The following is a 21,193-nucleotide window of genomic DNA, read 5'->3' as shown; positions in this document are numbered from 1 at the left end:
GACGACATCAGCTGCTCCATAAGTTCCCACACGAATTGCTTGATTCATTGAAGAAGACGATAAGAAGCAGCCCTAACAGGTTGTAGCTTAGTTGGTTGGAGCGCACCCCATGCTCTGTGGTAAAGAGCAGGGTGAGGTCGGCCTTAAAGCTCGAAATTGGGTCTGTAGCTCAGTTGGTTAGAGCGCACCCCTGATAAGGGTGAGGTCGGCAGTTCGAATCTGCCCAGACCCACCAATTTTGTGTGGGAACCTGTAGAAATACGGGGCCATAGCTCAGCTGGGAGAGCGCCTGCCTTGCACGCAGGAGGTCAACGGTTCGATCCCGTTTGGCTCCACCACTACTGCTTCTGTTTGTTGAAAGCTTAGAAATGAGCATTCCATCGTGATGATGGTGAATGTTGATTTCTAGTCTTTGGATTAGATCGTTCTTTAAAAATTTGGGTATGTGATAGAAAGATAGACTGGACGTTACTTTCACTGGTAACGGATCAGGCTAAGGTAAAATTTGTGAGTAGCTCTTAATTGAGCAAGCATGCGAATTTTCGGCGAATGTCGTCTTCACAGTATAACCAGATTGCTTGGGGTTATATGGTCAAGTGAAGAAGCGCATACGGTGGATGCCTTGGCAGTCAGAGGCGATGAAAGACGTGGTAGCCTGCGAAAAGCTTCGGGGAGTCGGCAAACAGACTTTGATCCGGAGATGTCTGAATGGGGGAACCCAGCCATCATAAGATGGTTATCTTAAGCTGAATACATAGGCTTAAGAGGCGAACCAGGGGAACTGAAACATCTAAGTACCCTGAGGAAAAGAAATCAACCGAGATTCCCTTAGTAGTGGCGAGCGAACGGGGACTAGCCCTTAAGTGGCTTTGAGATTAGCGGAACGTTCTGGAAAGTACGGCCATAGTGGGTGATAGCCCTGTACGCGAAAATCTCTTAGTCATGAAATCGAGTAGGACGGAGCACGAGAAACTTTGTCTGAATATGGGGGGACCATCCTCCAAGGCTAAATACTACTGACTGACCGATAGTGAACTAGTACCGTGAGGGAAAGGCGAAAAGAACCCCGGAGAGGGGAGTGAAATAGATCCTGAAACCGTATGCGTACAAGCAGTGGGAGCCCACTTTGTTGGGTGACTGCGTACCTTTTGTATAATGGGTCAGCGACTTATTTTCAGTGGCGAGCTTAACCGAATAGGGGAGGCGTAGCGAAAGCGAGTCTTAATAGGGCGTCTAGTCGCTGGGAATAGACCCGAAACCGGGCGATCTATCCATGGGCAGGTTGAAGGTTGGGTAACACTAACTGGAGGACCGAACCGACTACCGTTGAAAAGTTAGCGGATGACCTGTGGATCGGAGTGAAAGGCTAATCAAGCTCGGAGATAGCTGGTTCTCCTCGAAAGCTATTTAGGTAGCGCCTCATGTATCACTGTAGGGGGTAGAGCACTGTTTCGGCTAGGGGGTCATCCCGACTTACCAAACCGATGCAAACTCCGAATACCTACAAGTGCCGAGCATGGGAGACACACGGCGGGTGCTAACGTCCGTCGTGAAAAGGGAAACAACCCAGACCGTCAGCTAAGGTCCCAAAGTTATGGTTAAGTGGGAAACGATGTGGGAAGGCTTAGACAGCTAGGAGGTTGGCTTAGAAGCAGCCACCCTTTAAAGAAAGCGTAATAGCTCACTAGTCGAGTCGGCCTGCGCGGAAGATGTAACGGGGCTCAAACCATACACCGAAGCTACGGGTATCACTTAGGTGATGCGGTAGAGGAGCGTTCTGTAAGCCTGTGAAGGTGAGTTGAGAAGCTTGCTGGAGGTATCAGAAGTGCGAATGCTGACATGAGTAACGACAATGGGTGTGAAAAACACCCACGCCGAAAGACCAAGGTTTCCTGCGCAACGTTAATCGACGCAGGGTTAGTCGGTCCCTAAGGCGAGGCTGAAAAGCGTAGTCGATGGAAAACAGGTTAATATTCCTGTACTTCTGGTTATTGCGATGGAGGGACGGAGAAGGCTAGGCCAGCTTGGCGTTGGTTGTCCAAGTTTAAGGTGGTAGGCTGGAATCTTAGGTAAATCCGGGATTCTAAGGCCGAGAGCTGATGACGAGTTACCCTTTGGGTGACGAAGTGGTTGATGCCATGCTTCCAAGAAAAGCTTCTAAGCTTCAGGTAACCAGGAACCGTACCCCAAACCGACACAGGTGGTTGGGTAGAGAATACCAAGGCGCTTGAGAGAACTCGGGTGAAGGAACTAGGCAAAATGGCACCGTAACTTCGGGAGAAGGTGCGCCGGTGAGGGTGAAGCATTTACTGCGTAAGCCCATGCCGGTCGAAGATACCAGGCCGCTGCGACTGTTTATTAAAAACACAGCACTCTGCAAACACGAAAGTGGACGTATAGGGTGTGACGCCTGCCCGGTGCCGGAAGGTTAATTGATGGGGTTAGCTAACGCGAAGCTCTTGATCGAAGCCCCGGTAAACGGCGGCCGTAACTATAACGGTCCTAAGGTAGCGAAATTCCTTGTCGGGTAAGTTCCGACCTGCACGAATGGCGTAACGATGGCGGCGCTGTCTCCACCCGAGACTCAGTGAAATTGAAATCGCTGTGAAGATGCAGTGTATCCGCGGCTAGACGGAAAGACCCCGTGAACCTTTACTATAGCTTTGCACTGGACTTTGAATTTGCTTGTGTAGGATAGGTGGGAGGCTTTGAAGCGTGGACGCCAGTTCGCGTGGAGCCAACCTTGAAATACCACCCTGGCAACTTTGAGGTTCTAACTCAGGTCCGTTATCCGGATCGAGGACAGTGTATGGTGGGTAGTTTGACTGGGGCGGTCTCCTCCTAAAGAGTAACGGAGGAGTACGAAGGTGCGCTCAGACCGGTCGGAAATCGGTCGTAGAGTATAAAGGCAAAAGCGCGCTTGACTGCGAGACAGACACGTCGAGCAGGTACGAAAGTAGGTCTTAGTGATCCGGTGGTTCTGTATGGAAGGGCCATCGCTCAACGGATAAAAGGTACTCCGGGGATAACAGGCTGATACCGCCCAAGAGTTCATATCGACGGCGGTGTTTGGCACCTCGATGTCGGCTCATCACATCCTGGGGCTGAAGCCGGTCCCAAGGGTATGGCTGTTCGCCATTTAAAGTGGTACGCGAGCTGGGTTTAGAACGTCGTGAGACAGTTCGGTCCCTATCTGCCGTGGACGTTTGAGATTTGAGAGGGGCTGCTCCTAGTACGAGAGGACCGGAGTGGACGAACCTCTGGTGTTCCGGTTGTCACGCCAGTGGCATTGCCGGGTAGCTATGTTCGGAATAGATAACCGCTGAAAGCATCTAAGCGGGAAACTAGCCTCAAGATGAGATCTCACTGGGACCTTGAGTCCCCTGAAGGGCCGTCGAAGACTACGACGTTGATAGGTTGGGTGTGTAAGCGCTGTGAGGCGTTGAGCTAACCAATACTAATTGCCCGTGAGGCTTGACCATATAACACCCAAGCAATTTGCTGACCTGAAGAGGCACCAGATTGCGGTGTGTGAAGACGACAGCAGTCGAAAATTCGCAAGGCAACACACAAATCTATCACCTACCCATTCGCTGGAGCGTGAACCTGCAAAGGCCCACGACCTGGCTACCGAATTTCTTGACGACCATAGAGCATTGGAACCACCTGATCCCATCCCGAACTCAGCAGTGAAACGATGCATCGCCGATGGTAGTGTGGGGTTTCCCCATGTGAGAGTAGGTCATCGTCAAGATTAAATTCCGAAACCCCTATCTGCGTATGCAGGTAGGGGTTTTGTTTTGTCCGCAGGAAAGTGGCTTTCAGTTAAAGCACAAATTTGCACAGTTATTTTCGATCCATGACACTAGAATAGGTCCAACTTTTTCGGAGCCAGAGCCTTTATGCCAGATCCGGTTGACGCCCCAGGGCTGTCAGAATTACCGCTGGACGACTTGGTAGCGTGTCATGAGTGCGACTTGCTGATGCGCAAGCCCGAACTCGCCCATGGCGAGAAAGCGCTCTGTCCGCGCTGCGGTTACGAGCTCTACGCCCATCGACATAACGTCGTACAGCGCAGTCTCGCCTTGGTTCTCGCCGCTCTGTTGTTGTATATCCCGGCGAACTTTTTACCCATCATGCAGCTCCATCTACTCGGGCAGTCATCGCATGACACTGTCTGGACTGGCGTTGTTGGCCTGTTCGATACCGGAATGCAGGGCGTTGCAGTCGTGGTGTTTCTCTGCAGCATGGGAATCCCGCTGCTCAAGTTGCTTTGCCAACTGGTTGTACTGCTGAGTATTCGTTTTGATATCGGACGCAGTTACGGCCTGTTGCTCTACCGCATTTATCACCATTTACGCGATTGGGGGATGCTCGAGGTCTACCTCATGGGCGTACTGGTGGCGATCGTAAAACTGGCAGATATGGCAGCAATTACCGTCGGGCTTGGCCTGGCGTGCTTTATCGGTTTGTTGTTGGTTCAGGTCTGGTTGGAGGTTGTGATGTCGCCCCATCAGATCTGGCAGGCTTTATCAGGAGAGGATGCCCATGCGGGCGATTGATGCAGGCATTCTGATTTGCGCCGAATGCCATGAATTGAACAAGCAGGAAGCCGACACCGACGAACAGGTCTGCACCCGTTGCGGTGCGCTGGTTCACGCCCGTCGCCCGAACAGCGTGATGCGTACCTGGGCGTTGCTGGTTACCGCCGCGGTTCTCTACATCCCGGCCAACGTGCTGCCGATCATGACCGTCAGTTCACTGGGGCAGGGCGATCCCAGCACCATCATGTCCGGTGTGATCCAACTGGTTCAACACGGCATGATCCCCATCGCCGCCGTGGTTTTTATCGCCAGTATTCTGGTACCAACGTTCAAACTGGTGGGCATTGCACTGCTGCTGTTTTCCGTGCAGCGCCGCCAGCCACTCTCGGCTCGTCAACGCATTTGGATGTACCGCTTTATTGAGTTCATTGGCCGCTGGTCGATGCTCGATATTTTTGTGATCGCCATCCTGGTGGCGGTTGTGAATTTCGGACGGCTTGCCAGCGTCGAAGCCAATCTTGGCGCCATCGCTTTCGCCAGTGTGGTGATTCTGACGATGCTTGCCGCAGTAACTTTCGATCCCCGACTGATTTGGGATAACACGGAGTCGGACGACGACCATGACTGATTTGCCTACAGCAAAAACCCGACCGGCCTCGAACTGGTCAGCTATTTGGGTGTTGCCCCTGATTGCCCTGATCATCGGCGGCTGGCTTGGCTGGCGTGCCTACAACGAGACCGGCATCGAGATTCAGGTGCGTTTCGAAAGTGGTGAAGGCATTCAGGCCAACAAGACCGAAGTCGTCTACAAAGGCATGTCGGTGGGTAAGGTGAAGACCCTCAAACTTGATGACGAAGGCAACTCCAAAGGCGTGATCGCCACCGTCGAAATGAACAAGGACGTGGAGCCATACCTGCGGACCAGCACCCGTTTCTGGCTGGTAAAGCCGAGCGTGACGCTGGCCGGCATCACTGGCCTGGAGACGCTGGTCTCGGGTAACTACGTGGCGATAAGCCCGGGTGAGGGTGAGCCGACTCGCAAGTTCAAAGCCTTGGCTGAAGAGCCGCCGCTATCGGACGCCCAGCCCGGTCTACACCTGACCATCAAGGCTGATCGTCTCGGTTCACTCAATCGCGGTAGCCCGGTTTTCTATAAGCAGATCAGGGTCGGCCAGATCAAAAGTTACCTGCTATCCGAAGACCAAAGCACCGTCGAACTCAAAGTTTTCATCGAACCGACTTACGCCAAGCTTGTGCGCAAACACACGCGATTCTGGAACGCCAGCGGCATCAGCATCGACGCCAACCTGTCGGGTGTGAAAGTGCGCAGCGAGTCCCTGGCGAGCATCGTCGCCGGCGGTATCGCGTTCGCCACGCCGGAGAACCGCAAGGACAGCCCACCCACCGACCCGAGCCTGCCATTCCGTCTCTACGAAGATTTCGATGCAGCCGCGGCCGGTATTCGGGTCAAGGTCAAACTCAGCGACTTCGAAGGAATGCAGGCTGGTCGCACACCGGTTATGTACAAAGGCATTCAGGTCGGCAATCTGAAAGCGCTCAAGATCGATCCTGATCTATCCAGTGCCACCGCCGAATTGACCCTCGATCCTCTGGCTGAAGATTACCTGGTCGAAGGCACCCAGTTCTGGGTGGTCAAACCGTCGATCTCGCTGGCCGGTATCACCGGTCTCGAAGCGTTGGTCAAAGGTAACTACATCGCCGTGCGTCCAGGAGACAAAGGCGCCGCACCGCAGCGCGAGTTTGTGGCACGGCCGAAGGCACCGCCGCTCGACTTGCGTGCACCGGGATTGCACCTGGTGCTGTTCACCGAAAACCTCGGTTCGCTGGAGGTCGGCAGCCCGATTCTCTACAAGCAGGTCAAGGTCGGTTCGGTCCAGAGCTATCAGTTCTCACGCACTAAAAAGCAGTTGGTGATTGGTGTACACATCGAGAAGGAATACGAAGGTCTGGTCAACGCCTCGACACGGTTCTGGAATGCCAGCGGCATTACGCTCACGGGCGGACTGACCGGCGGAATCCAGGTCAAAAGTGAGTCGCTGCAAAGCCTGATGGCTGGCGGCGTTGCCTTCGAAACCCCGGAAGCCAAGGCACCGTTGCAGAAACGGATTCCGCGTTTCCGTCTGTTCGCCAGCCATGACGAAGCCAACCAGAAAGGAGCCGTGGTCACGATCAAGGTTGATCGTGCCGATGGCTTGCGCAACGGCACACCTGTGAGATTCAAAGGCCTGGATGTCGGCAAAATTGAAGACGTCGACCTCACGGATGACCTGCAATCGGTGATGCTGACCGCAAGAATCACCGAGGTGCCGGAGCGTATCGCTCGGGTCGGCAGTCAGTTCTGGGTGGTCAAACCTGAACTGGGTCTGATCAAGACGTCCAACCTCGAAACGCTGGTTACGGGCCAATACATCGAAGTGCAGCCGGCGGCGAAAAACCTCGGCCCGCAGAAGAACTTCGTGGCCCTGACCAATCCGCCGGAAACCGCTAAACAAGAAGCCGGTTTGAGTCTGGTGTTGAGCGCTGCCCGCCGTGGTTCGCTGAAAACAGGTGTGCCGGTCACTTATCGCGAAATCACCGTGGGCAAGGTGACAGGCTATGAACTCGGCCAGACGGCGGATCGTGTGTTGGTGCACATCCTGATCGAGCCGAAGTACGCGCCGTTGGTGCGCAGCGGCACGCGTTTCTGGAACTCCAGTGGTTTTGGCTTTGATTACGGCTTGTTCAAAGGGGCGACGATGCGTACCGAATCGCTGGAGACGCTGATTCAGGGCGGCATCGCTTTCGCCACACCGGACGGTGAGCGCATGGGTAGTCCGGCGCGAGCTGAGCAAACGTTCCCGCTGTTCGATAAGTTCGAAGACGAATGGCTGACCTGGGCACCGAAGATTTCAATCGGCAAGTAAGCCCAAAACGGCAGGCATGAAAAAGGCCGCGATCCATTGGATCGCGGCCTTTTTCATGGCTGTCGATTAACGCAAATCAGACCGCATCCAGCTCCGGCTCATCCGCTTCAACGGTAGCGGCAGCCTTCACTTCATCGTGACGACGGATGTACTTCCAGTCCGCCTCGTCGATGTAGATCCCGTTCGGGCCGCTGCCGCCTTCCAGGTCGATGGCGACACTGGCGCAGACCTGCGGTTTCACACTCGCCAGGATCGGTACGAAGCCCAGTTGCAGGCTGGTTTCCAACAGCGCTGCCTGGTTCTTCTCGTCAATGTCCGCTGCCTCGTCGAGGTAGTACGGCAGGCGCACGCGACCGGCCTGGTCGCGGTCCATCAAGTGCAGCAACAAGTACATGTTGGTCAGCGCTTTGATGGTCATGGTCGTACCGTTGGACGCGGCGCCATCGATGTCGGTGTGGATGACCGGCTGACCGTTGACCTTGGTGATCTCGAACGCCAGCTCGAACAAGTCCTTGAGGCCGAGCTGGTTGTGGTTCGCCGCCACCAGCCGTGCCAGATACTCCTTGGCTTCTTCGTTCTTGTTGTCCTGATCGGCGCTTTGGCTCAGGTCGAAGACCGAAAGGGTTTCGCCTTCTTCATACTGACCGGCGCTGTGGATGATCTGGTCGATGTGCTTGAGCGCTTCCTTGTTCGGGGCCAGCACGATGCGGAAGCTTTGCAGGTTGGAGACCTGACGCTTGTTGATCTCGCGGTTGAACAACGCCAGTTGATGCTCGAGGCTGTCGTAGTCGCTGCGGATGTTGCGCAGGGTCCGGGCAATGTCGGTTACGGCCGCACGACGCGCCTTGCCAAGGGTCAGTGCTTCGTCGGTACGGTGCGCGTAAGCGTTGATCAACAGTTGCAGGCGACGCTCCATATCGTCTTCGCTGTCGAACTTGGCCACACCCTTTAGGCGGACCTGAGCGTACAGCGCCTCGATCTGACCATCGCTGCGTAGCAAACCTTGCCAGCTGTCCTGATAGTCATTGAGCAGCGGCAGCAGGTTGTCCATGGAATCGTCGATCGGGTCCATGAATGGCGTACCGAACGGCAGATCTGCGGGTAACAGCTGACGGCGGCGCAGGGCGTCGTCGAGGGTGCGTTGCTTGGCTTCCATGTCGCCGATCTGCCGGCCGACCAGTTGCAGTTTGGCCGACAGTTGCTGGACGCGTTCGGTGAAGGCGTCGCTGGAGCGCTTCAACTCGTCCTGCGCCGCTTCCATCTGCGCGAGTTGTTCGAGCTTGTCACCTTCCTCGGCGCTCAGGGTTTGCGCGCGGCGGAAATCTTCCAGCGCTTTCTGCGCATCCAGCACTTGCTGGTACAACGCTTCGGTCTGGGTCTTGCTCGCGGCGCGGTCGGCGGCCACGGCTTGCTGGGTTTTCAGTTGCTTGAGTTCTTTGTCCAGACGCTCTTTCTGATCGCGCAATGCTGCGCGGTCAGCCAGGGCTTGCAGGGCCGGCGGCTCGATGTGCGAGATGTCGATGGACAGGCCAGGCACTTCGAAGCGCTCGCCCTTGAAACCGTCGAGGATCAGTTCCATGGATTTGACCCACTGACCGTCCTCGTCCAGCGTAATACCGTGCTCACCCAGCGGCAGGCTGAACAATGCGCTGTTGAACAAACGCATCAGGCGCTCGACGTCCTGTTGCGAGAATTCCTCGCGCAGACGGGCGTAGCTGTTGTTGTCGGCGTGATCGAGTTGCTGCTTGACCGACTTCAGGCGTTTTTCCAGATCCCGCAGACGCTCTTCCAGATCCTCGGCGCTGAACTGTCGCGACTGCGCCAGCGCACCGGCCAGTTCATCGTGCGCATCCTTGGCCGCGAGCAGTTGCTGCTCAAGGACTTTGACGTCAGTGACCAAGGCGAAGCGATGCTTGAGCACCGACAGCTCGCCGAGCCAGCGCTGGATGCCGGAAATTTCCCGCTCCAGGCGCATCAGTTCCTGAGTGCCGCCGCGCTGATCGTTTTGCAGCGCGTCCTGTTCGTTACGGTAGTGCTCGGCCTGAATCGTCAGTTCTTCCTTGCGCGCACTGGCGTAGTCCGACCAGGTGCCGAGCAGGGAATCGAGCAGCGGCGAGATCCGGTGCAGTTTGCCGCGCAGGATGTTGCGCTGGGTCACGCCTGCCGCAAGGGCTTCAACCAATGGGCCGGCTGTGACCAGCGAGTTGTAGTCCTGCTCCATGCGTCGTACATCGCGGAACGCTTCTTCGCACGCGGCGATGTAGTCGACGCTGCCGGAACGCAAGCTGTGTTCGAACGCATCGAGGAATAGCTGCTTGAGCTTGGCCGCGGTGATTTCGCGCATGTGCAGCAGGTTGATGAACAGCGCGCGGAAGGTCTTCAGGCTCTGCTCGCTGGTGGAGCGCAGCGGGATCAGTGTCAGGTCCAGCGGGATCGACGTGTGACCGCCGACCAACAAACGACGCAGTTCATCCGGCTTGAGCTCGTAGGCTTTCAGGCCTTCGCGCTCAAGGTTGGTGAACAATTCTTTCTGACGCAGGCAGGTGTCGTTTTTCTGGTAATGGGCCAGATCCAGTTTGCCGGCATAGGCAAAGAACTGGTGACCGAAACCACCGCCCGGGCCGCGACCGACCACGCCGATCACGTGCGGGCCGTGGGGCAGCGAGACTTCGACCAGGATGTAGCTGGTGTCCGAGGCGAAGTAGAAACGCCGGGATTGTTCCAGGCTGTACTTGCCGAAACTCATGTCCGACATGCGCGCCAGAATCGGGAACTGCAACGCGTTGATCGAGGCGGATTTGCCGAGGTTGTTCGCGCCGTAAACCGACAGCGGTTCTTCCAGCGGGAACAGGCCGAGGCTGTACCCGGCGGTGTTCAAAAGGGCAAAGCGGCGAATGCCGTAGCGTTCCTTGCTCATGCGTCGGTCTCCTGTTCTTCGGCAATGGCGCGGGCCATGGCGTCTTCTTCTCTTTCTTCAGCGAAGTCGCTGAGATCGAGCGGATCATCGGTTTCCAAAAGCTTTTCGTCGCTGTCGTCATCGATTAGCACCGGAACCGGCAGAGGCAAGACGCTGTGCAGGCTGGCGGCCAGATCGCGGTCCTGCTGGACCGACAGGCAGACATCGAGGAAGCGGTGCATCGGCGGCAGGAAACGGTAGATGCCGTTTTCTTCGCCGGCGAAACCGAGTTGGGTCATGCGGCGCATGATTTTTTCTTCGAGTTCTTCGACGGTCTGTACTTCGGCCTGGATAAACAGGTCGCGGTACTTTTCCAGCAACGACGGCAATTCATCACGGCCGAGGCTGCCACCGTCAAGCACGGCGACCGGGTCGCGGCCCTGGTCGGCCAGGTGCTCGACGAGGATGAAGGTGAACAGCGCCAGACGTTGCGCCGTCTTGTTCACCGCCGCAGCGGCCAGATCCGGCACGAAGTAGTAGAAACCGCGGGTGTCGCAGACCAACTCATAGCCCAGCGCCCTGAACAGCGTGCGGTACTGGTCCTGGAAGTTCGACAGTTGCGCGTACAGCTCAGGGTCGCGGCGGCTGACGTGATAACCCTTGAACAGCTCGCGAAAGATCGGCGCCAGCTGGGACAGTTCGGATAGATCAAGATGCATGTGGGGTGCTCGCAGAATCCTCGGCGGCGGTGTCGCGGGCCGAGAGCAGGGCGAAGGAGCGCAGGCTGACCTGGTGCTCGTGAGTGTGGTAGTCGCGGCGTTCCAGACGCTCGCGTGTGAAGCGCTTTTCCCGCGACAGGCGCGAGAACCAATAAAGCAATTCGTCGGTAGCGCCGTCCGGTTCCTGCTCCAGCAGCCAGGTCATCAAGTCCGGCATCGGCAGGGCGTCTTCGCAGCGCTCGAGCATTTCCCGAACCGTGCGTGGCGCGCGCGGCGCTTCGCCTTTCTGAGTTTTGTGCGCCTTGGGGAAGCGCGCCGGTTTCGGCTCGAAACGGGCCAAAGCGTAAACGTAGGCTTCGACCTGGCTGGCACTGCCGAGGAACGTGCTTTGCGGGCGGGTGAACATCGGCATCGCCGCTTGTGGCACCGCATCGATGCCTTTGCGACGAATGGCCGACAAGGCCAGCGCCGCGCCACGGGTCACGGCGTTGTGCCGACGGGCTTCTTCACGCAGCGGCAGCAACAGCTCTCGCGCGTGACGCAAGGTCAGTTGAGCGCTGGTCTGCATTTCGAGGATGCGCGCGTGGGTGCGCAGCAACATGTCGTCATCGACCAGGTGGCCGAGGCGCTGCTGCTCGGTGAGCATCTTCAGCAGCACGTTCTCGACCTTGCGCACACCTTGTTCGAAGGCGCCGTCGGCATTCACCAACTGGATCATCGGTTCGACGTATTCGTCCCAGGTCGCCAGTACTTCGGCGTAACGCTGACGCAGCGGAATCTGCCGGTCGCTGGTCTTGGCCCGCTCGGCGACGGCCACCAGGGCCTGTTCGTCGTTGGCGAGTTTCTTCAATACGTCCCGTACGCGCATGTCGAGCAGGCGCAACTGGCGCGCCAGGTCGTGGCCGTCGCGGATGTCGAAAGCGTCCTGGATATAACCGGCCAGGCGTTCGAGATGACGCAGATAGGCTTCGATCTCCAGGCACAGGCCCAGACGGTGCTCACGGCGCAGGTAGGCGAGGAAGTCGTGGATCTGCGCATTGAGCTCGAAACGGTTCGGGCTTTTCGCCACGGGAACCAGAATGTCGAGGCGGATCCACACGTCCAGCAGGCTGGTGATGTCCTGCGGCGTACTGTCCAGTTGCTGGGCGGCCAGCTGTGAACGCAGTTCGTTGAGGCTCAAGGTGCCTTGGTCGAAGTGCTCGCACAGTGGCTCCAGAAGTGCCCAGTGTTCAGCGAGGGCGCGCAAGACGCGCTTGGGTTCGATCATCGGAATGGCCGGCTGGTTGGCGATTAAAAGTCGCGATTGTACTGCATCACGCCCGTTGCGATTCACTCTCGGGACGGACAGTTGGCTTTCTATCGATCAAGCGTGGGCGATCTTGAGCGAAGGGCGGTAGAATCACCGCACTTTAGTTATCCACAAGTGGCCGACCTTTGCTTATCGAGTCCCGTCGCCGCGCTTATTTGACCGCCATGCAGGTGGTCAACTGGCTGCCGCGCACCGAATTGCCCTTTGCTGCGCCCTCGCGCCCCGAACTGCTGGAGATGCCCGAGCCGTTGCTCGTCGCGCCGGTTGCTCCGGTTGCGCCCGCGCCTGTGGCTGATTCACCCGTGGAACCTGTGGCCAAACCGGCCGAACGGGTGAAAATCGAGGTGCCACGGCCATCGCTGGCCAGCACGCGCACGAATGCCAAGGTTGAAGAAGAGGCCGCTCCGGTTGTGGCCAAGGCGCCAGTCGTGCCGCCACCGCGTTTCGCGCTGCAATTGCTGCGGGCCGGGCGTTGCCTGCTGCTGGTGGAGTTACCCACAGGCGAATCGTTCCAGACCCGCGACCCCGCCTATCTGTTGCTCAAAGACATGCTGCGCGCCGCCGGTCTGCCGGACAGCCCGCAGATCGTCGGCGAGCCGGTGCGTTGGCCGCTGTTGTCTCGGGGCACCATGGATCAAGGTCCGGAAGCGGCTCGCGACTTCGTGCAAGGTTTTCTCTCGGCCCGACTGGAAGACGCACCGTGCGTCTGCGTGTGGCTGATCGGTCTGCCGGCGGTGCGGTTCGCCGGTGAGGCGAACGCCGAATCCTTCAACCGTGAACTCCAGGTCGAAGGCCTGGGCTCGGTCTGGGCCCTGCCGGGTCTGGAATTATTAATGGAAGAGCCACAGCGTAAGGCTGATGTCTGGCAAGCCATGCGTCGGCTGATGGCGCGCTGGAAAGAATCGAATGAGTGACGCTGTATCGTTCCGCCCAATGACCGAGGCGGACCTGGACGCTGTACTGAAAATCGAATACGCGGCTTACAGCCATCCCTGGACTCGCGGGATTTTTCTCGATGGGCTGGGTAAATATCAGATATGGCTGATGTTTGAAGGCCAGCAGCAAGTCGGCCACGGGGTGGTGCAGATCATCCTTGATGAAGCGCATCTGCTGAACATCACCGTCAAACCGGAAAACCAGGGCCGTGGCCTGGGCTTGACGTTGCTGGAGCATTTGATGTCCCGGGCGTATGACGCCAAGGCGCGCGAGTGTTTCCTTGAAGTGCGCGACAGCAACCGTGGCGCGTTCAAGTTGTATGAGCGTTATGGGTTTAACGAGATTGGTCGGCGGCGCGATTACTACCCGGCAGTTGGCGGACGGGAAGATGCCGTTGTAATGGCCTGCACCTTGGTGGATTGATGCGTTGTTATTGTGGCGAGGGAGCGAGCTCCCCCGCGTCACAGGATCAACGATTACCGTCTATCGGATCGCGCTGCGCCATTTCCGCTTCATCCAGCCCATTACCACCGCCAATGTCTTCTTCATCGACAATGCTCAAATCCCAATCGGCCTGGCCACCGTCACCCGCTTCATGGGCGTCCCGTGCGCCGTCTTCACGGATCAGGTTTTCCGGGCTCATATCGTCGTCGGTGGGCTCATGGTCATCCGTCGAGGCCCCGGTCATGCCGGCTTCACGCACGCGATCCCTAGGCATCAGCCGCTCGCGTTCCGATTCCGGTAGCTCGTCGCCGATTTTGCCGCTGGGTGTTTCCTCGTCGAAATCCAGTTCATGCATTGATCCCATGCGGTCTTCGTTGTCATCGATGGGCTCGGGTTGCACCGCATCGTACGGACGTCGTGATTCATTCATGGCAATTCCTCATACTGTGGGCCTTACTAGGTGGACCCACTGGGCTCCTTAGAATTCCACCGGCCATACTTGCATCAAGCGCGTGACCCCGACGGGCGGTTGTCTGTCAAACCAGCGCATCATTCTTGAGGCTTTACAGCATGAACGAATTACAAGATCTGATTGATAACAACGAACGCTGGGCCGAAGCGATCAAACAGGAAGATCCGGACTTCTTCTCCAAGCTGGCCCGCCAACAGACGCCTGAGTACCTGTGGATCGGCTGTTCCGATGCACGCGTACCGGCCAACGAGATCGTCGGCATGCTGCCCGGCGATCTGTTTGTACACCGCAATGTGGCCAACGTAGTGCTGCACACCGACCTCAACTGTTTGTCGGTGATTCAGTACGCGGTCGACGTGCTGAAGGTCAAACACATCCTCGTTACCGGCCACTATGGCTGCGGCGGCGTGCGCGCCTCGATGCAGGACCGTCAACTGGGCCTGATCGACGGCTGGCTGCGCTCGATTCGCGATCTCTATTATGAAAAACGCGAAGAACTCGCCAAATTGCCCACTGAAGAAGAGCGGGTCGACCGCCTCTGCGAATACAACGTGATCCAGCAAGTGGCCAACGTCGGGCACACCAGCATTGTGCAAAACGCCTGGCACCGCGGGCAGAGCCTGTCTGTTCACGGCTGCATCTATGGCATCAAGGACGGTCGCTGGAAAAGCCTGAACGCCACCATCAGCGGTTTCGAGCAATTGCCGCCGCAATACCGTCTGCGTCCGGTCGAGGCGTTGTAACGCCCTTCAGCATAGACTTCGCCGGCGCCAGTGCTGCAGAAACAACTGGCCGTCGGCGTTCGGCGTCTCATCGTAGCCGGTGATCCAGCCACGGCAGTCTAACGAACCGCACTGGCAGGCGAACTGACGCAGGAGTTTGTCTTCGGTGGTGGCGTAGTCCATCGTCAGTCGGTCGCCTTTTTTGATGTCCTTCAGCGCCCACAACCACATCTCGCTCATGTCGAGAAAAACGTTCGGGTCGCAGGAGTGTCGCAGCAGCCCGCAGAAGCACGGGTCGTAGACATGGATGCCACGGGCCAGTTGCCGGGTATGCCGGCGCCGATAAGGCAGCAGATGCCCCGAAGCCCGACAAATTCGGCTGATGCGTGGAAATTCCCGAAGTACTGCGACGGCTGCCGCCGATCCGTTGGTGTTGTCGATAATCTCGAAGTCGGCCCTGGAGGGGAATCCAAGGTGAACAGGCAGCTCCGCAAATGGATAAATCCCATCGGGAGGTTTTGCAAGCGTCTCGTGCAGGGCGTGGGTTTTCATAACGATCCTTGTTGGTTGGGTGCTGCGACCTCCATCAGCTGACGATCCTGTCAGCTCTGCAGCACATGGGTACGATTCAAGCCTCTCGCAAATGAAACGGCGGGTCTACTGTCATAACTGACAGTAGACCCGCCGTTCATCGTTTTACAGGGGCGGGACAGGGATCGCGGTTGCGGGTACCGGGGCTTTCAGCTGTTTGAGCTGAGATTTGATCGGTGCCGTCGCGCACTTGGCCGCGGCTTTTTCGGGCGTCAGGTTGCGGATCGAGGTATAGAACAGCTCGCAGGTTTTATCTGCCTGGGCCACTTGCCAGGTTTGGGTGCAACTTCTCAGTTCAATGTCGGGATTACTGTCCGGTTGGCGGCCCATGGCGGCCTGCCAGCACGCGGCACTCAAATCCTGCCCCATGACTTTAAGGCCAGCCGCGTCGGCCTTGGCCTGGGCATCGTTGCCGGTATAGCTTTCCGGGTCGGCGGCGTACCAAATGTAGCTTGGGTGGTTGGAACCCAGCACTGGCACTTTCACCCCGTTGCTCGGACTGATGCTGGCCAGGCCCAGCACGTTCACGGTCGGCCCGTATTGCTGCTTTATCCAGTTACGCACCGGCGCGCCGAAGGCAACCATCGGCAACGCCTCACCACTGGCGTTCTGACTGAGTTGCTTGACCATGGTGGTCTGGTAGTCCTTGAAGTAGTCGTAGACGCCTTCCAGATCCTTGCCGGCGTTGGACGGTGCGGCAATCGGTGCGATGTCGATGATGGTCTGGTAGCCCGGAGTCTGGTCGGCCGGAATTCCGTTGACAGTCAGCAGTGTGGCCCAGCGATCGGTGGTGGCGGATCGCAGGTAATCCTGAGCCTGGGTCAACGAATAGTCGGGTGGGAAGTGCAACAGTTCAACGCTTTTGCGGTTTTCCAGAGCCATGCCCAGTGGCAGGAACAGATACCAGCTGTAAGCCCACTTGCCATCGGCATTCAGCTTGCTGGCGCCGGTAAAGGCCAGATCACCAGCATCGAGTAACGCCGCCAACGGTTTTTCGTAGCCACGGGGTACGCCGCTGATTTCGGCGTAGAGCTGATTGTTATCGGTTTTGACCAGCACTTTCGCCGCGCTGTAACCATCGCGCTGCACGCTTTGGGTCAGGTAATGCTCGACCGTTTGCTCCAGCGTCCAGTTGCGAAAGCAGATCACGTTGCAGTTGTTGGGATAGGCGAACAGGCGGGTGACGCGTTCGGTACTGCCCAGCTTCAGGTCGACATCGGCATGGGCGGCGGCACTCAGGGTGAGGGCCGCGAGGGTGAGGCCAGCGAATTTGAACATGCTCAGATCCTTTTCAGCGTGGTCCCGTTGATTGGGGTACGCGTCATACTGGATCAGCGGCGTTACACAGAACAGTGTGTGCATGTAGTTTTTTTGCGTAGAGCTTGCGCTGTGTATGCCAGGAACTCTCGGTTATGGAGTCCGGCCCGGGCTTGATGTCTATGGGCCGGACGGAGGTTTAAGCGTTACAACAGCTTGAGTGCCAGATGAGTACCGGCGCGCAAGTACTCGACCTGTGCAAATACGGCATCCTTGACGATGGCCTCTCCTGTATCGGTCAGTTTGGCTTTTTTGGCATCAATGATGGACGTTTGCGTTAATTGCATCACTACATCCATCGCTTTTTGAAGGGCGGTCAAATTGTTGTGCTGGCCGAACTCACGGACGACAGCGTCCATACGACGATCTGCATCATCACGCAGCTTTTTATATTCAACGACTGAAACCCTACCGTCCTGGTAAATCTCGTTAATCATCTCTTCCAGCGTTTTCGATATTAAAGACATGTGTTTGGTCATCCTTGGTCAGTGCTGTCTTGCTTTAAAAAGTTTGTGAGCTGTCGGAGTTTACTCAGCGATTTATAGGTTGGAGATAAGAACTCTCCGGGTTTCATGTCAGGCGCAATCGAGCCTGTATGTAGGATAAATCCAGGCGTTTGTTTCATGCTCAAGCCGGGTGAACAGATTGCACCTGCCAGCAGCAGGTGCAATCACTTACGTGTTACGGCATGACCGGTGCCGTATACGTCAGCGTCGTCCCCAGCGCCCACAGCAGAAACAGCACCAGCGGCGTGTGCACCAGCAGTTGCACAAACGAAAACCCGATCAAGTCCCGCGCCTTCAAGCCGAGCACGCCCAGCAGCGGCAGCATGTAGAACGGGTTGATCAGGTTCGGCAGGGCTTCGGCGGCGTTGTAGATCTGCACGGCCCAGCCCAGGTGGTAGTTCAGGTCGGTGGCCACTTGCATGACGTACGGTGCTTCGATAATCCACTTGCCGCCGCCGGACGGGATGAAGAAACCGAGGATCGCCGAGTACACACCCATCAGTAGCGCGTAGGTGTCGTGGGACGCGATTTGTACGAAAAAGGTCGAGATGTGGTGAGCCAGCGTCTGAGCGTCAGTGCCTTTGACGGTGGTCATCAGTGCGGCGATCGAGCCGTACAACGGGAACTGAATCAGTACGCCCGTGGTGGTCGGTACCGCGCGGGATACTGCGTCAAGGAAGCTGCGCGGGCGCCAGTGCAGCAGGGCTCCGAGCATGATGAACAGGAAGTTGTAGGTGTTCAGTCCGGAAATCGCACTGATCGCCGGTTTGGTCGAGAACTCATGGAACAGCCATCCGGCTGCCAGCAGCACCAGCAAAATCGTTAGCAGCGGGCTGTGCTCCAGCCATTCGCCGGGGCGGGTGCGCGGTTGCAATGGTGGCAGGTTAAAGCTCGGATCGATACCGCAGGCTTTTGCATCACGGGCCGAGTTCGGGCCGGGTGCAGTGGCGTAGGCAATGATCAGCGAGATCACGATCAGTGCCAGCAACATCACGCCGGACTGCCAGAGAAAGATCGTTTGCGTGAAAGGAATCACACCGGTGATCGACAGAATCGACGGCGGCAGGCTGGCCGGGTTGGCCTGCAATTGTGCGGCGGACGAGGACAGGCCCAAGGCCCACACCGCGCCAAGGCCGAGATACGCGGCAGCCCCGGCAGCGCGGTAGTCCATTTTCAGATCGGTACGGCGGGCGAGGGCGCGCACCAGCAAACCGCCAAACACCAGTGACAGCCCCCAGTTCAGCAGCGAAGCGACCATGGAGATCAACGCCACCCAGGCCACGGCCGAGCGGCCGTTTTTCGGGATTCGCGCCAGCCGGTCGATCAGTTTCACCGCCGGTGGCGAGCTGGCGACCACATAACCGCCGATCACCACGAAAGCCATCTGCATGGTGAACGGGATCAGGCTCCAGAAGCCGTCACCGAAGGCCATGGCGGCGTCGGTGGGTTTGGCGCCCATGAACAGGGTGGCCACGGCGACAATAATCACCGCCAGTGCGGCGAACACCCAGGAGTCGGGAAACCAGCGTTCGGCAAAGCTTGAGCAGCGCAGGGCAAAGCGGGCAGAGCGGGTATCTTCGATATCAGCGGCCACGGGTGTACCTCGAATTTTTATGTTTGTTGTGGTCTTTGGGGCCGCCAAGGCCCGTCCAGACAGGTGCCAACAGTAAAACAATCGGTTCTATTTTGTGACGAAGTTTTACGAGTCTAGGACTTTGGTCTAACGGGTTGTCCGTTGGCGCGTTTGCGTAGACCATGGGCGCCTTGGATTTTTGCCTATGCCAGAGTTCTTTTCATGACCGCCAACACCCACTCGCGCCCGGCGCCGTTCACCCGCTCGGATTACAAGACCCTCGGCCTTGCGGCCCTTGGCGGCGCGCTGGAAATATACGATTTCATCATTTTCGTATTTTTCGCCCTGACCCTCAGCCAGCTGTTTTTCCCGCCGGAAATGCCGGAGTGGCTGCGACTGCTGCAAAGCTTCGGGATCTTCGCTACCGGGTATTTGGCGCGGCCGTTGGGCGGGATTCTGATGGCGCATTTCGCCGATCGACTGGGCCGCAAGAAGGTCTTCAGCCTGAGCATCCTGATGATGGCGCTGCCGTGCCTGTTGATCGGCATCATGCCGACCTACGCCCAGATCGGTTATTTCGCACCGCTGCTGCTGTTGGCCCTGCGAATTCTCCAAGGCGCGGCGGTGGGCGGTGAAGTGCCGAGCGCCTGGGTATTCGTCGCCGAACATGCACCGGCCGGGCATCGCGGTTATGCCCTCGGTTTCCTGCAGGCCGGGTTGACGTTTGGTTACCTGATCGGTGCACTGACGGCGACTTTTCTGGCACAGGCGTTCACCCCGGCAGAGATCCTTGATTACGCCTGGCGTTACCCGTTCCTGCTGGGCGGCGTGTTCGGCGTAATCGGCGTATGGCTACGCCGCTGGCTCAGCGAAACCCCGGTGTTCATGGCCATGCAGGCACAACGTAATGCGGCCGTCGAACTGCCGCTGCGCACGGTCTTGCGTGAACATCGCCTGGCCATGTTGCCGGCGATGATCCTCACCTGCGTACTCACCTCGGCGGTGGTGGTGTTCGTGGTGATCACCCCGACCATGATGCAGAAAACCTTCGGCATGACCGCCAGCCACACCTTCGCCCTCAGTGCCTTGGGCATTGTTTTTCTGAATATTGGCTGCGTACTCGCCGGGCTGCTTGTCGACCGCATGGGCGCCTGGCGCACGGTGATGCTCTATAGCCTGTTGCTGCCACTGGGCATCGGCGTTCTCTATACCTGCCTGATCATCGGTGGCAACTGGATCGGTCTGGCGTACGCGGTGGCCGGCCTTGGTTGTGGGGTGGTCGGCGCGGTGCCGTCGGTGATGGTCAGCCTGTTCCCGGCGCGGATTCGTGTCTCGGGGATTTCCTTCACCTACAACATTGCCTACGCCGTCTGGGCGAGTATCACACCGTTGTTGCTGATCGGTCTGATGCCGTGGAGCCCATGGATCTGCGTGATCTTCTGCGCGGTGATGGGGGCTGTGGGGATCAGCTGCGCGGCGTATTTCGGGGCACGCATGCCCAATGTCGGGCGCCGCAGCGTGGCTCCCTGCGTTTAGCGAATGTCAGTGGGTTCCTGCAATGCAAAGGAGCAACACAATGAAGGAGCAGCACAATGCAATTGGTACCCATCCTTGAAGTATCCCGTCAGGTTCAGTCGCGTGTGCGGGATTTGCGCAATCAGCCTGATGTTCGCCAATACATGTACACCGATCATGAGATATCCGACGCCGAGCACACTGCCTGGCTCGGCTCGTTGCCGGACAATCCGCGTCAATCCGTGTTCGTACTCATGCTCGACGGCGCAGTCCGTGGCGTGGTGTCGCTGAACGCGATCAGCACCCTGCACAAAACGGCTGACTGGGCTTTTTATCTCGACAGTGAATTGCAAGGACAGGGGCTGGGCAGTCGGTTGGAGTTCTGGCTTCTGGACCATGCGTTCGGTGTGGCAGGTCTGGAAAAACTCAACTGTGAGGTGCTGCAGAGCAACCCGGCGGTGATCAGGCTGCACCAGAAGTTCGGCTTTTCCATTGAGGGCGTCCGACGCCAGAACATCATCAAGGACAACGTCAGAGTCGATGTGGTGATGCTGGGCATTACTCGACAGGAATGGGCGGCACAACGGCCGAAGATGGAAAACGTGATGGCACGGCTGAACCGTGTCAGTTGATCAGGGGAACCCCCTGCAACTATTTTTGTAGGACAACCCTGAAACACTCTTCAGAAAATATCCCTGAGGCCGATGGTTAGGCTGCATACCGCT

Annotated in this window: 16 protein-coding genes, 2 tRNA genes and 2 rRNA genes; 12 read left to right on the top strand and 8 right to left on the bottom strand. The window is 57.7% G+C overall.

Annotated elements, in window-relative coordinates; genetic code table 11:
• Window positions 1–158: 158 nt before the first annotated feature.
• The 7 genes from ACMXYI_RS02230 to ACMXYI_RS02200 all read left to right on the top strand — a co-directional run bounded on the left by ACMXYI_RS02230 (window position 159) and on the right by ACMXYI_RS02200 (window position 7,468).
• Window positions 159–235: transfer RNA gene (locus ACMXYI_RS02230), tRNA-Ile, on the top strand.
• A 27-nt stretch (window positions 236–262) separates the two neighbouring features.
• Window positions 263–338: transfer RNA gene (locus tag ACMXYI_RS02225), tRNA-Ala, on the top strand.
• 252 nt (window positions 339–590) lie between these two features.
• Window positions 591–3,482 (top strand): 23S ribosomal RNA (locus ACMXYI_RS02220).
• 156 nt (window positions 3,483–3,638) lie between these two features.
• Window positions 3,639–3,754, top strand: a 5S ribosomal RNA gene (gene rrf, locus ACMXYI_RS02215).
• Window positions 3,755–3,902: 148 nt separating this feature from the next.
• Window positions 3,903–4,562, top strand: a complete 660-nt coding sequence (locus ACMXYI_RS02210) for a paraquat-inducible protein A (RefSeq protein ID WP_033061202.1) — start codon at window positions 3,903–3,905, stop codon at window positions 4,560–4,562.
• On the top strand, window positions 4,549–5,172 hold the full coding sequence (locus tag ACMXYI_RS02205) for a paraquat-inducible protein A (RefSeq protein ID WP_008145542.1): 624 nt from the start codon (window positions 4,549–4,551) through the stop codon (window positions 5,170–5,172). The genes ACMXYI_RS02210 and ACMXYI_RS02205 overlap by 14 nt, the downstream gene beginning before the upstream one ends.
• Entirely contained in the window at window positions 5,165–7,468 is a 2,304-nt protein-coding gene (locus tag ACMXYI_RS02200) for an intermembrane transport protein PqiB (protein WP_415771417.1), read from the top strand. Before ACMXYI_RS02205 ends, ACMXYI_RS02200 begins: the two co-directional genes overlap by 8 nt.
• A gap of 76 nt (window positions 7,469–7,544) precedes the next feature.
• Here the strand turns inward: ACMXYI_RS02200 and mksF are convergent, their stop codons facing one another.
• The 3 genes from mksF to mksB are packed head-to-tail and all read right to left on the bottom strand — an operon-like array spanning window position 7,545 to window position 12,350.
• Window positions 7,545–10,385, bottom strand: coding sequence for an Mks condensin complex protein MksF (mksF, locus tag ACMXYI_RS02195; RefSeq protein ID WP_415771415.1), 2,841 nt, complete (start codon window positions 10,383–10,385; stop codon window positions 7,545–7,547).
• Complete coding sequence (mksE, locus tag ACMXYI_RS02190) at window positions 10,382–11,083, bottom strand: Mks condensin complex protein MksE (protein WP_415771413.1); 702 nt, start codon at window positions 11,081–11,083, stop codon at window positions 10,382–10,384. Before mksE ends, mksF begins: the two co-directional genes overlap by 4 nt.
• Window positions 11,073–12,350, bottom strand: a complete 1,278-nt coding sequence (mksB, locus tag ACMXYI_RS02185) for an Mks condensin complex protein MksB (protein ID WP_162556247.1) — start codon at window positions 12,348–12,350, stop codon at window positions 11,073–11,075. The genes mksE and mksB overlap by 11 nt, the downstream gene beginning before the upstream one ends.
• A gap of 206 nt (window positions 12,351–12,556) precedes the next feature.
• Here mksB and ACMXYI_RS02180 point away from each other — a divergent pair, with 206 nt between their 5' ends.
• Both ACMXYI_RS02180 and rimI read left to right on the top strand, forming a co-directional pair.
• Window positions 12,557–13,306, top strand: coding sequence for an energy transducer TonB (locus ACMXYI_RS02180; protein ID WP_415773849.1), 750 nt, complete (start codon window positions 12,557–12,559; stop codon window positions 13,304–13,306).
• The gene (rimI, locus tag ACMXYI_RS02175; RefSeq protein ID WP_008145534.1) at window positions 13,299–13,751 is read left to right on the top strand and encodes a ribosomal protein S18-alanine N-acetyltransferase; all 453 of its coding nucleotides are present in this window, start codon (window positions 13,299–13,301) and stop codon (window positions 13,749–13,751) included. Before ACMXYI_RS02180 ends, rimI begins: the two co-directional genes overlap by 8 nt.
• A 46-nt stretch (window positions 13,752–13,797) precedes the next feature.
• On the opposite strand, the gene ACMXYI_RS02170 is transcribed toward rimI, so the two are convergent.
• A complete protein-coding gene (locus ACMXYI_RS02170; RefSeq protein WP_415771410.1) occupies window positions 13,798–14,202 on the bottom strand; it encodes a serine kinase/phosphatase in 405 nt (134 codons plus the stop codon).
• A 140-nt stretch (window positions 14,203–14,342) separates the two neighbouring features.
• Between ACMXYI_RS02170 and can the strand changes: the two genes are divergently transcribed.
• Window positions 14,343–14,987 carry a carbonate dehydratase gene (can, locus tag ACMXYI_RS02165; RefSeq protein ID WP_415771408.1) on the top strand — a complete coding sequence of 215 codons (645 nt, stop codon included), beginning with the start codon at window positions 14,343–14,345 and terminating at the stop codon, window positions 14,985–14,987.
• A gap of 6 nt (window positions 14,988–14,993) precedes the next feature.
• On the opposite strand, the gene ACMXYI_RS02160 is transcribed toward can, so the two are convergent.
• The 4 genes from ACMXYI_RS02160 to ACMXYI_RS02145 all read right to left on the bottom strand — a co-directional run bounded on the left by ACMXYI_RS02160 (window position 14,994) and on the right by ACMXYI_RS02145 (window position 18,974).
• Window positions 14,994–15,518 carry an SET domain-containing protein-lysine N-methyltransferase gene (locus tag ACMXYI_RS02160; protein WP_415771406.1) on the bottom strand — a complete coding sequence of 175 codons (525 nt, stop codon included), beginning with the start codon at window positions 15,516–15,518 and terminating at the stop codon, window positions 14,994–14,996.
• 144 nt (window positions 15,519–15,662) lie between these two features.
• A complete protein-coding gene (locus ACMXYI_RS02155) occupies window positions 15,663–16,835 on the bottom strand; it encodes a hypothetical protein (RefSeq protein WP_415771404.1) in 1,173 nt (390 codons plus the stop codon).
• Window positions 16,836–17,020: 185 nt separating this feature from the next.
• Window positions 17,021–17,341, bottom strand: a complete 321-nt coding sequence (locus tag ACMXYI_RS02150; RefSeq protein ID WP_008153466.1) for a hypothetical protein — start codon at window positions 17,339–17,341, stop codon at window positions 17,021–17,023.
• A 214-nt stretch (window positions 17,342–17,555) separates the two neighbouring features.
• Window positions 17,556–18,974, bottom strand: a complete 1,419-nt coding sequence (locus ACMXYI_RS02145; protein ID WP_033061219.1) for a short-chain fatty acid transporter — start codon at window positions 18,972–18,974, stop codon at window positions 17,556–17,558.
• A 201-nt stretch (window positions 18,975–19,175) separates the two neighbouring features.
• Between ACMXYI_RS02145 and ACMXYI_RS02140 the strand changes: the two genes are divergently transcribed.
• On the top strand, window positions 19,176–20,489 hold the full coding sequence (locus ACMXYI_RS02140) for an MFS transporter (RefSeq protein WP_415771402.1): 1,314 nt from the start codon (window positions 19,176–19,178) through the stop codon (window positions 20,487–20,489).
• Between the two features lie 56 nt (window positions 20,490–20,545).
• Entirely contained in the window at window positions 20,546–21,100 is a 555-nt protein-coding gene (pseH, locus tag ACMXYI_RS02135; RefSeq protein WP_415771400.1) for a UDP-4-amino-4,6-dideoxy-N-acetyl-beta-L-altrosamine N-acetyltransferase, read from the top strand.
• Window positions 21,101–21,193 lie beyond the last annotated feature (93 nt).

Source organism: Pseudomonas lyxosi (assembly GCF_047758685.1).
GTDB lineage: Bacteria > Pseudomonadota > Gammaproteobacteria > Pseudomonadales > Pseudomonadaceae > Aquipseudomonas > Aquipseudomonas lyxosi.
This window is presented reverse-complemented; position numbering and strand designations above follow the sequence as displayed.

Coding starts and splice junctions, on each gene's coding strand:
- ACMXYI_RS02210 (WP_033061202.1), top strand. CDS start 3,903: ATGCCAGATCCGGTTGACGCCCCAGGGCTGTCAGAATTACCGCTGGAC.
- ACMXYI_RS02205 (WP_008145542.1), top strand. CDS start 4,549: ATGCGGGCGATTGATGCAGGCATTCTGATTTGCGCCGAATGCCATGAA.
- ACMXYI_RS02200 (WP_415771417.1), top strand. CDS start 5,165: ATGACTGATTTGCCTACAGCAAAAACCCGACCGGCCTCGAACTGGTCA.
- mksF (WP_415771415.1), bottom strand. CDS start 10,385: ATGAGCAAGGAACGCTACGGCATTCGCCGCTTTGCCCTTTTGAACACC.
- mksE (WP_415771413.1), bottom strand. CDS start 11,083: ATGCATCTTGATCTATCCGAACTGTCCCAGCTGGCGCCGATCTTTCGC.
- mksB (WP_162556247.1), bottom strand. CDS start 12,350: ATGATCGAACCCAAGCGCGTCTTGCGCGCCCTCGCTGAACACTGGGCA.
- ACMXYI_RS02180 (WP_415773849.1), top strand. CDS start 12,557: ATGCAGGTGGTCAACTGGCTGCCGCGCACCGAATTGCCCTTTGCTGCG.
- rimI (WP_008145534.1), top strand. CDS start 13,299: ATGAGTGACGCTGTATCGTTCCGCCCAATGACCGAGGCGGACCTGGAC.
- ACMXYI_RS02170 (WP_415771410.1), bottom strand. CDS start 14,202: ATGAATGAATCACGACGTCCGTACGATGCGGTGCAACCCGAGCCCATC.
- can (WP_415771408.1), top strand. CDS start 14,343: ATGAACGAATTACAAGATCTGATTGATAACAACGAACGCTGGGCCGAA.
- ACMXYI_RS02160 (WP_415771406.1), bottom strand. CDS start 15,518: ATGAAAACCCACGCCCTGCACGAGACGCTTGCAAAACCTCCCGATGGG.
- ACMXYI_RS02155 (WP_415771404.1), bottom strand. CDS start 16,835: ATGTTCAAATTCGCTGGCCTCACCCTCGCGGCCCTCACCCTGAGTGCC.
- ACMXYI_RS02150 (WP_008153466.1), bottom strand. CDS start 17,341: ATGTCTTTAATATCGAAAACGCTGGAAGAGATGATTAACGAGATTTAC.
- ACMXYI_RS02140 (WP_415771402.1), top strand. CDS start 19,176: ATGACCGCCAACACCCACTCGCGCCCGGCGCCGTTCACCCGCTCGGAT.
- pseH (WP_415771400.1), top strand. CDS start 20,546: ATGCAATTGGTACCCATCCTTGAAGTATCCCGTCAGGTTCAGTCGCGT.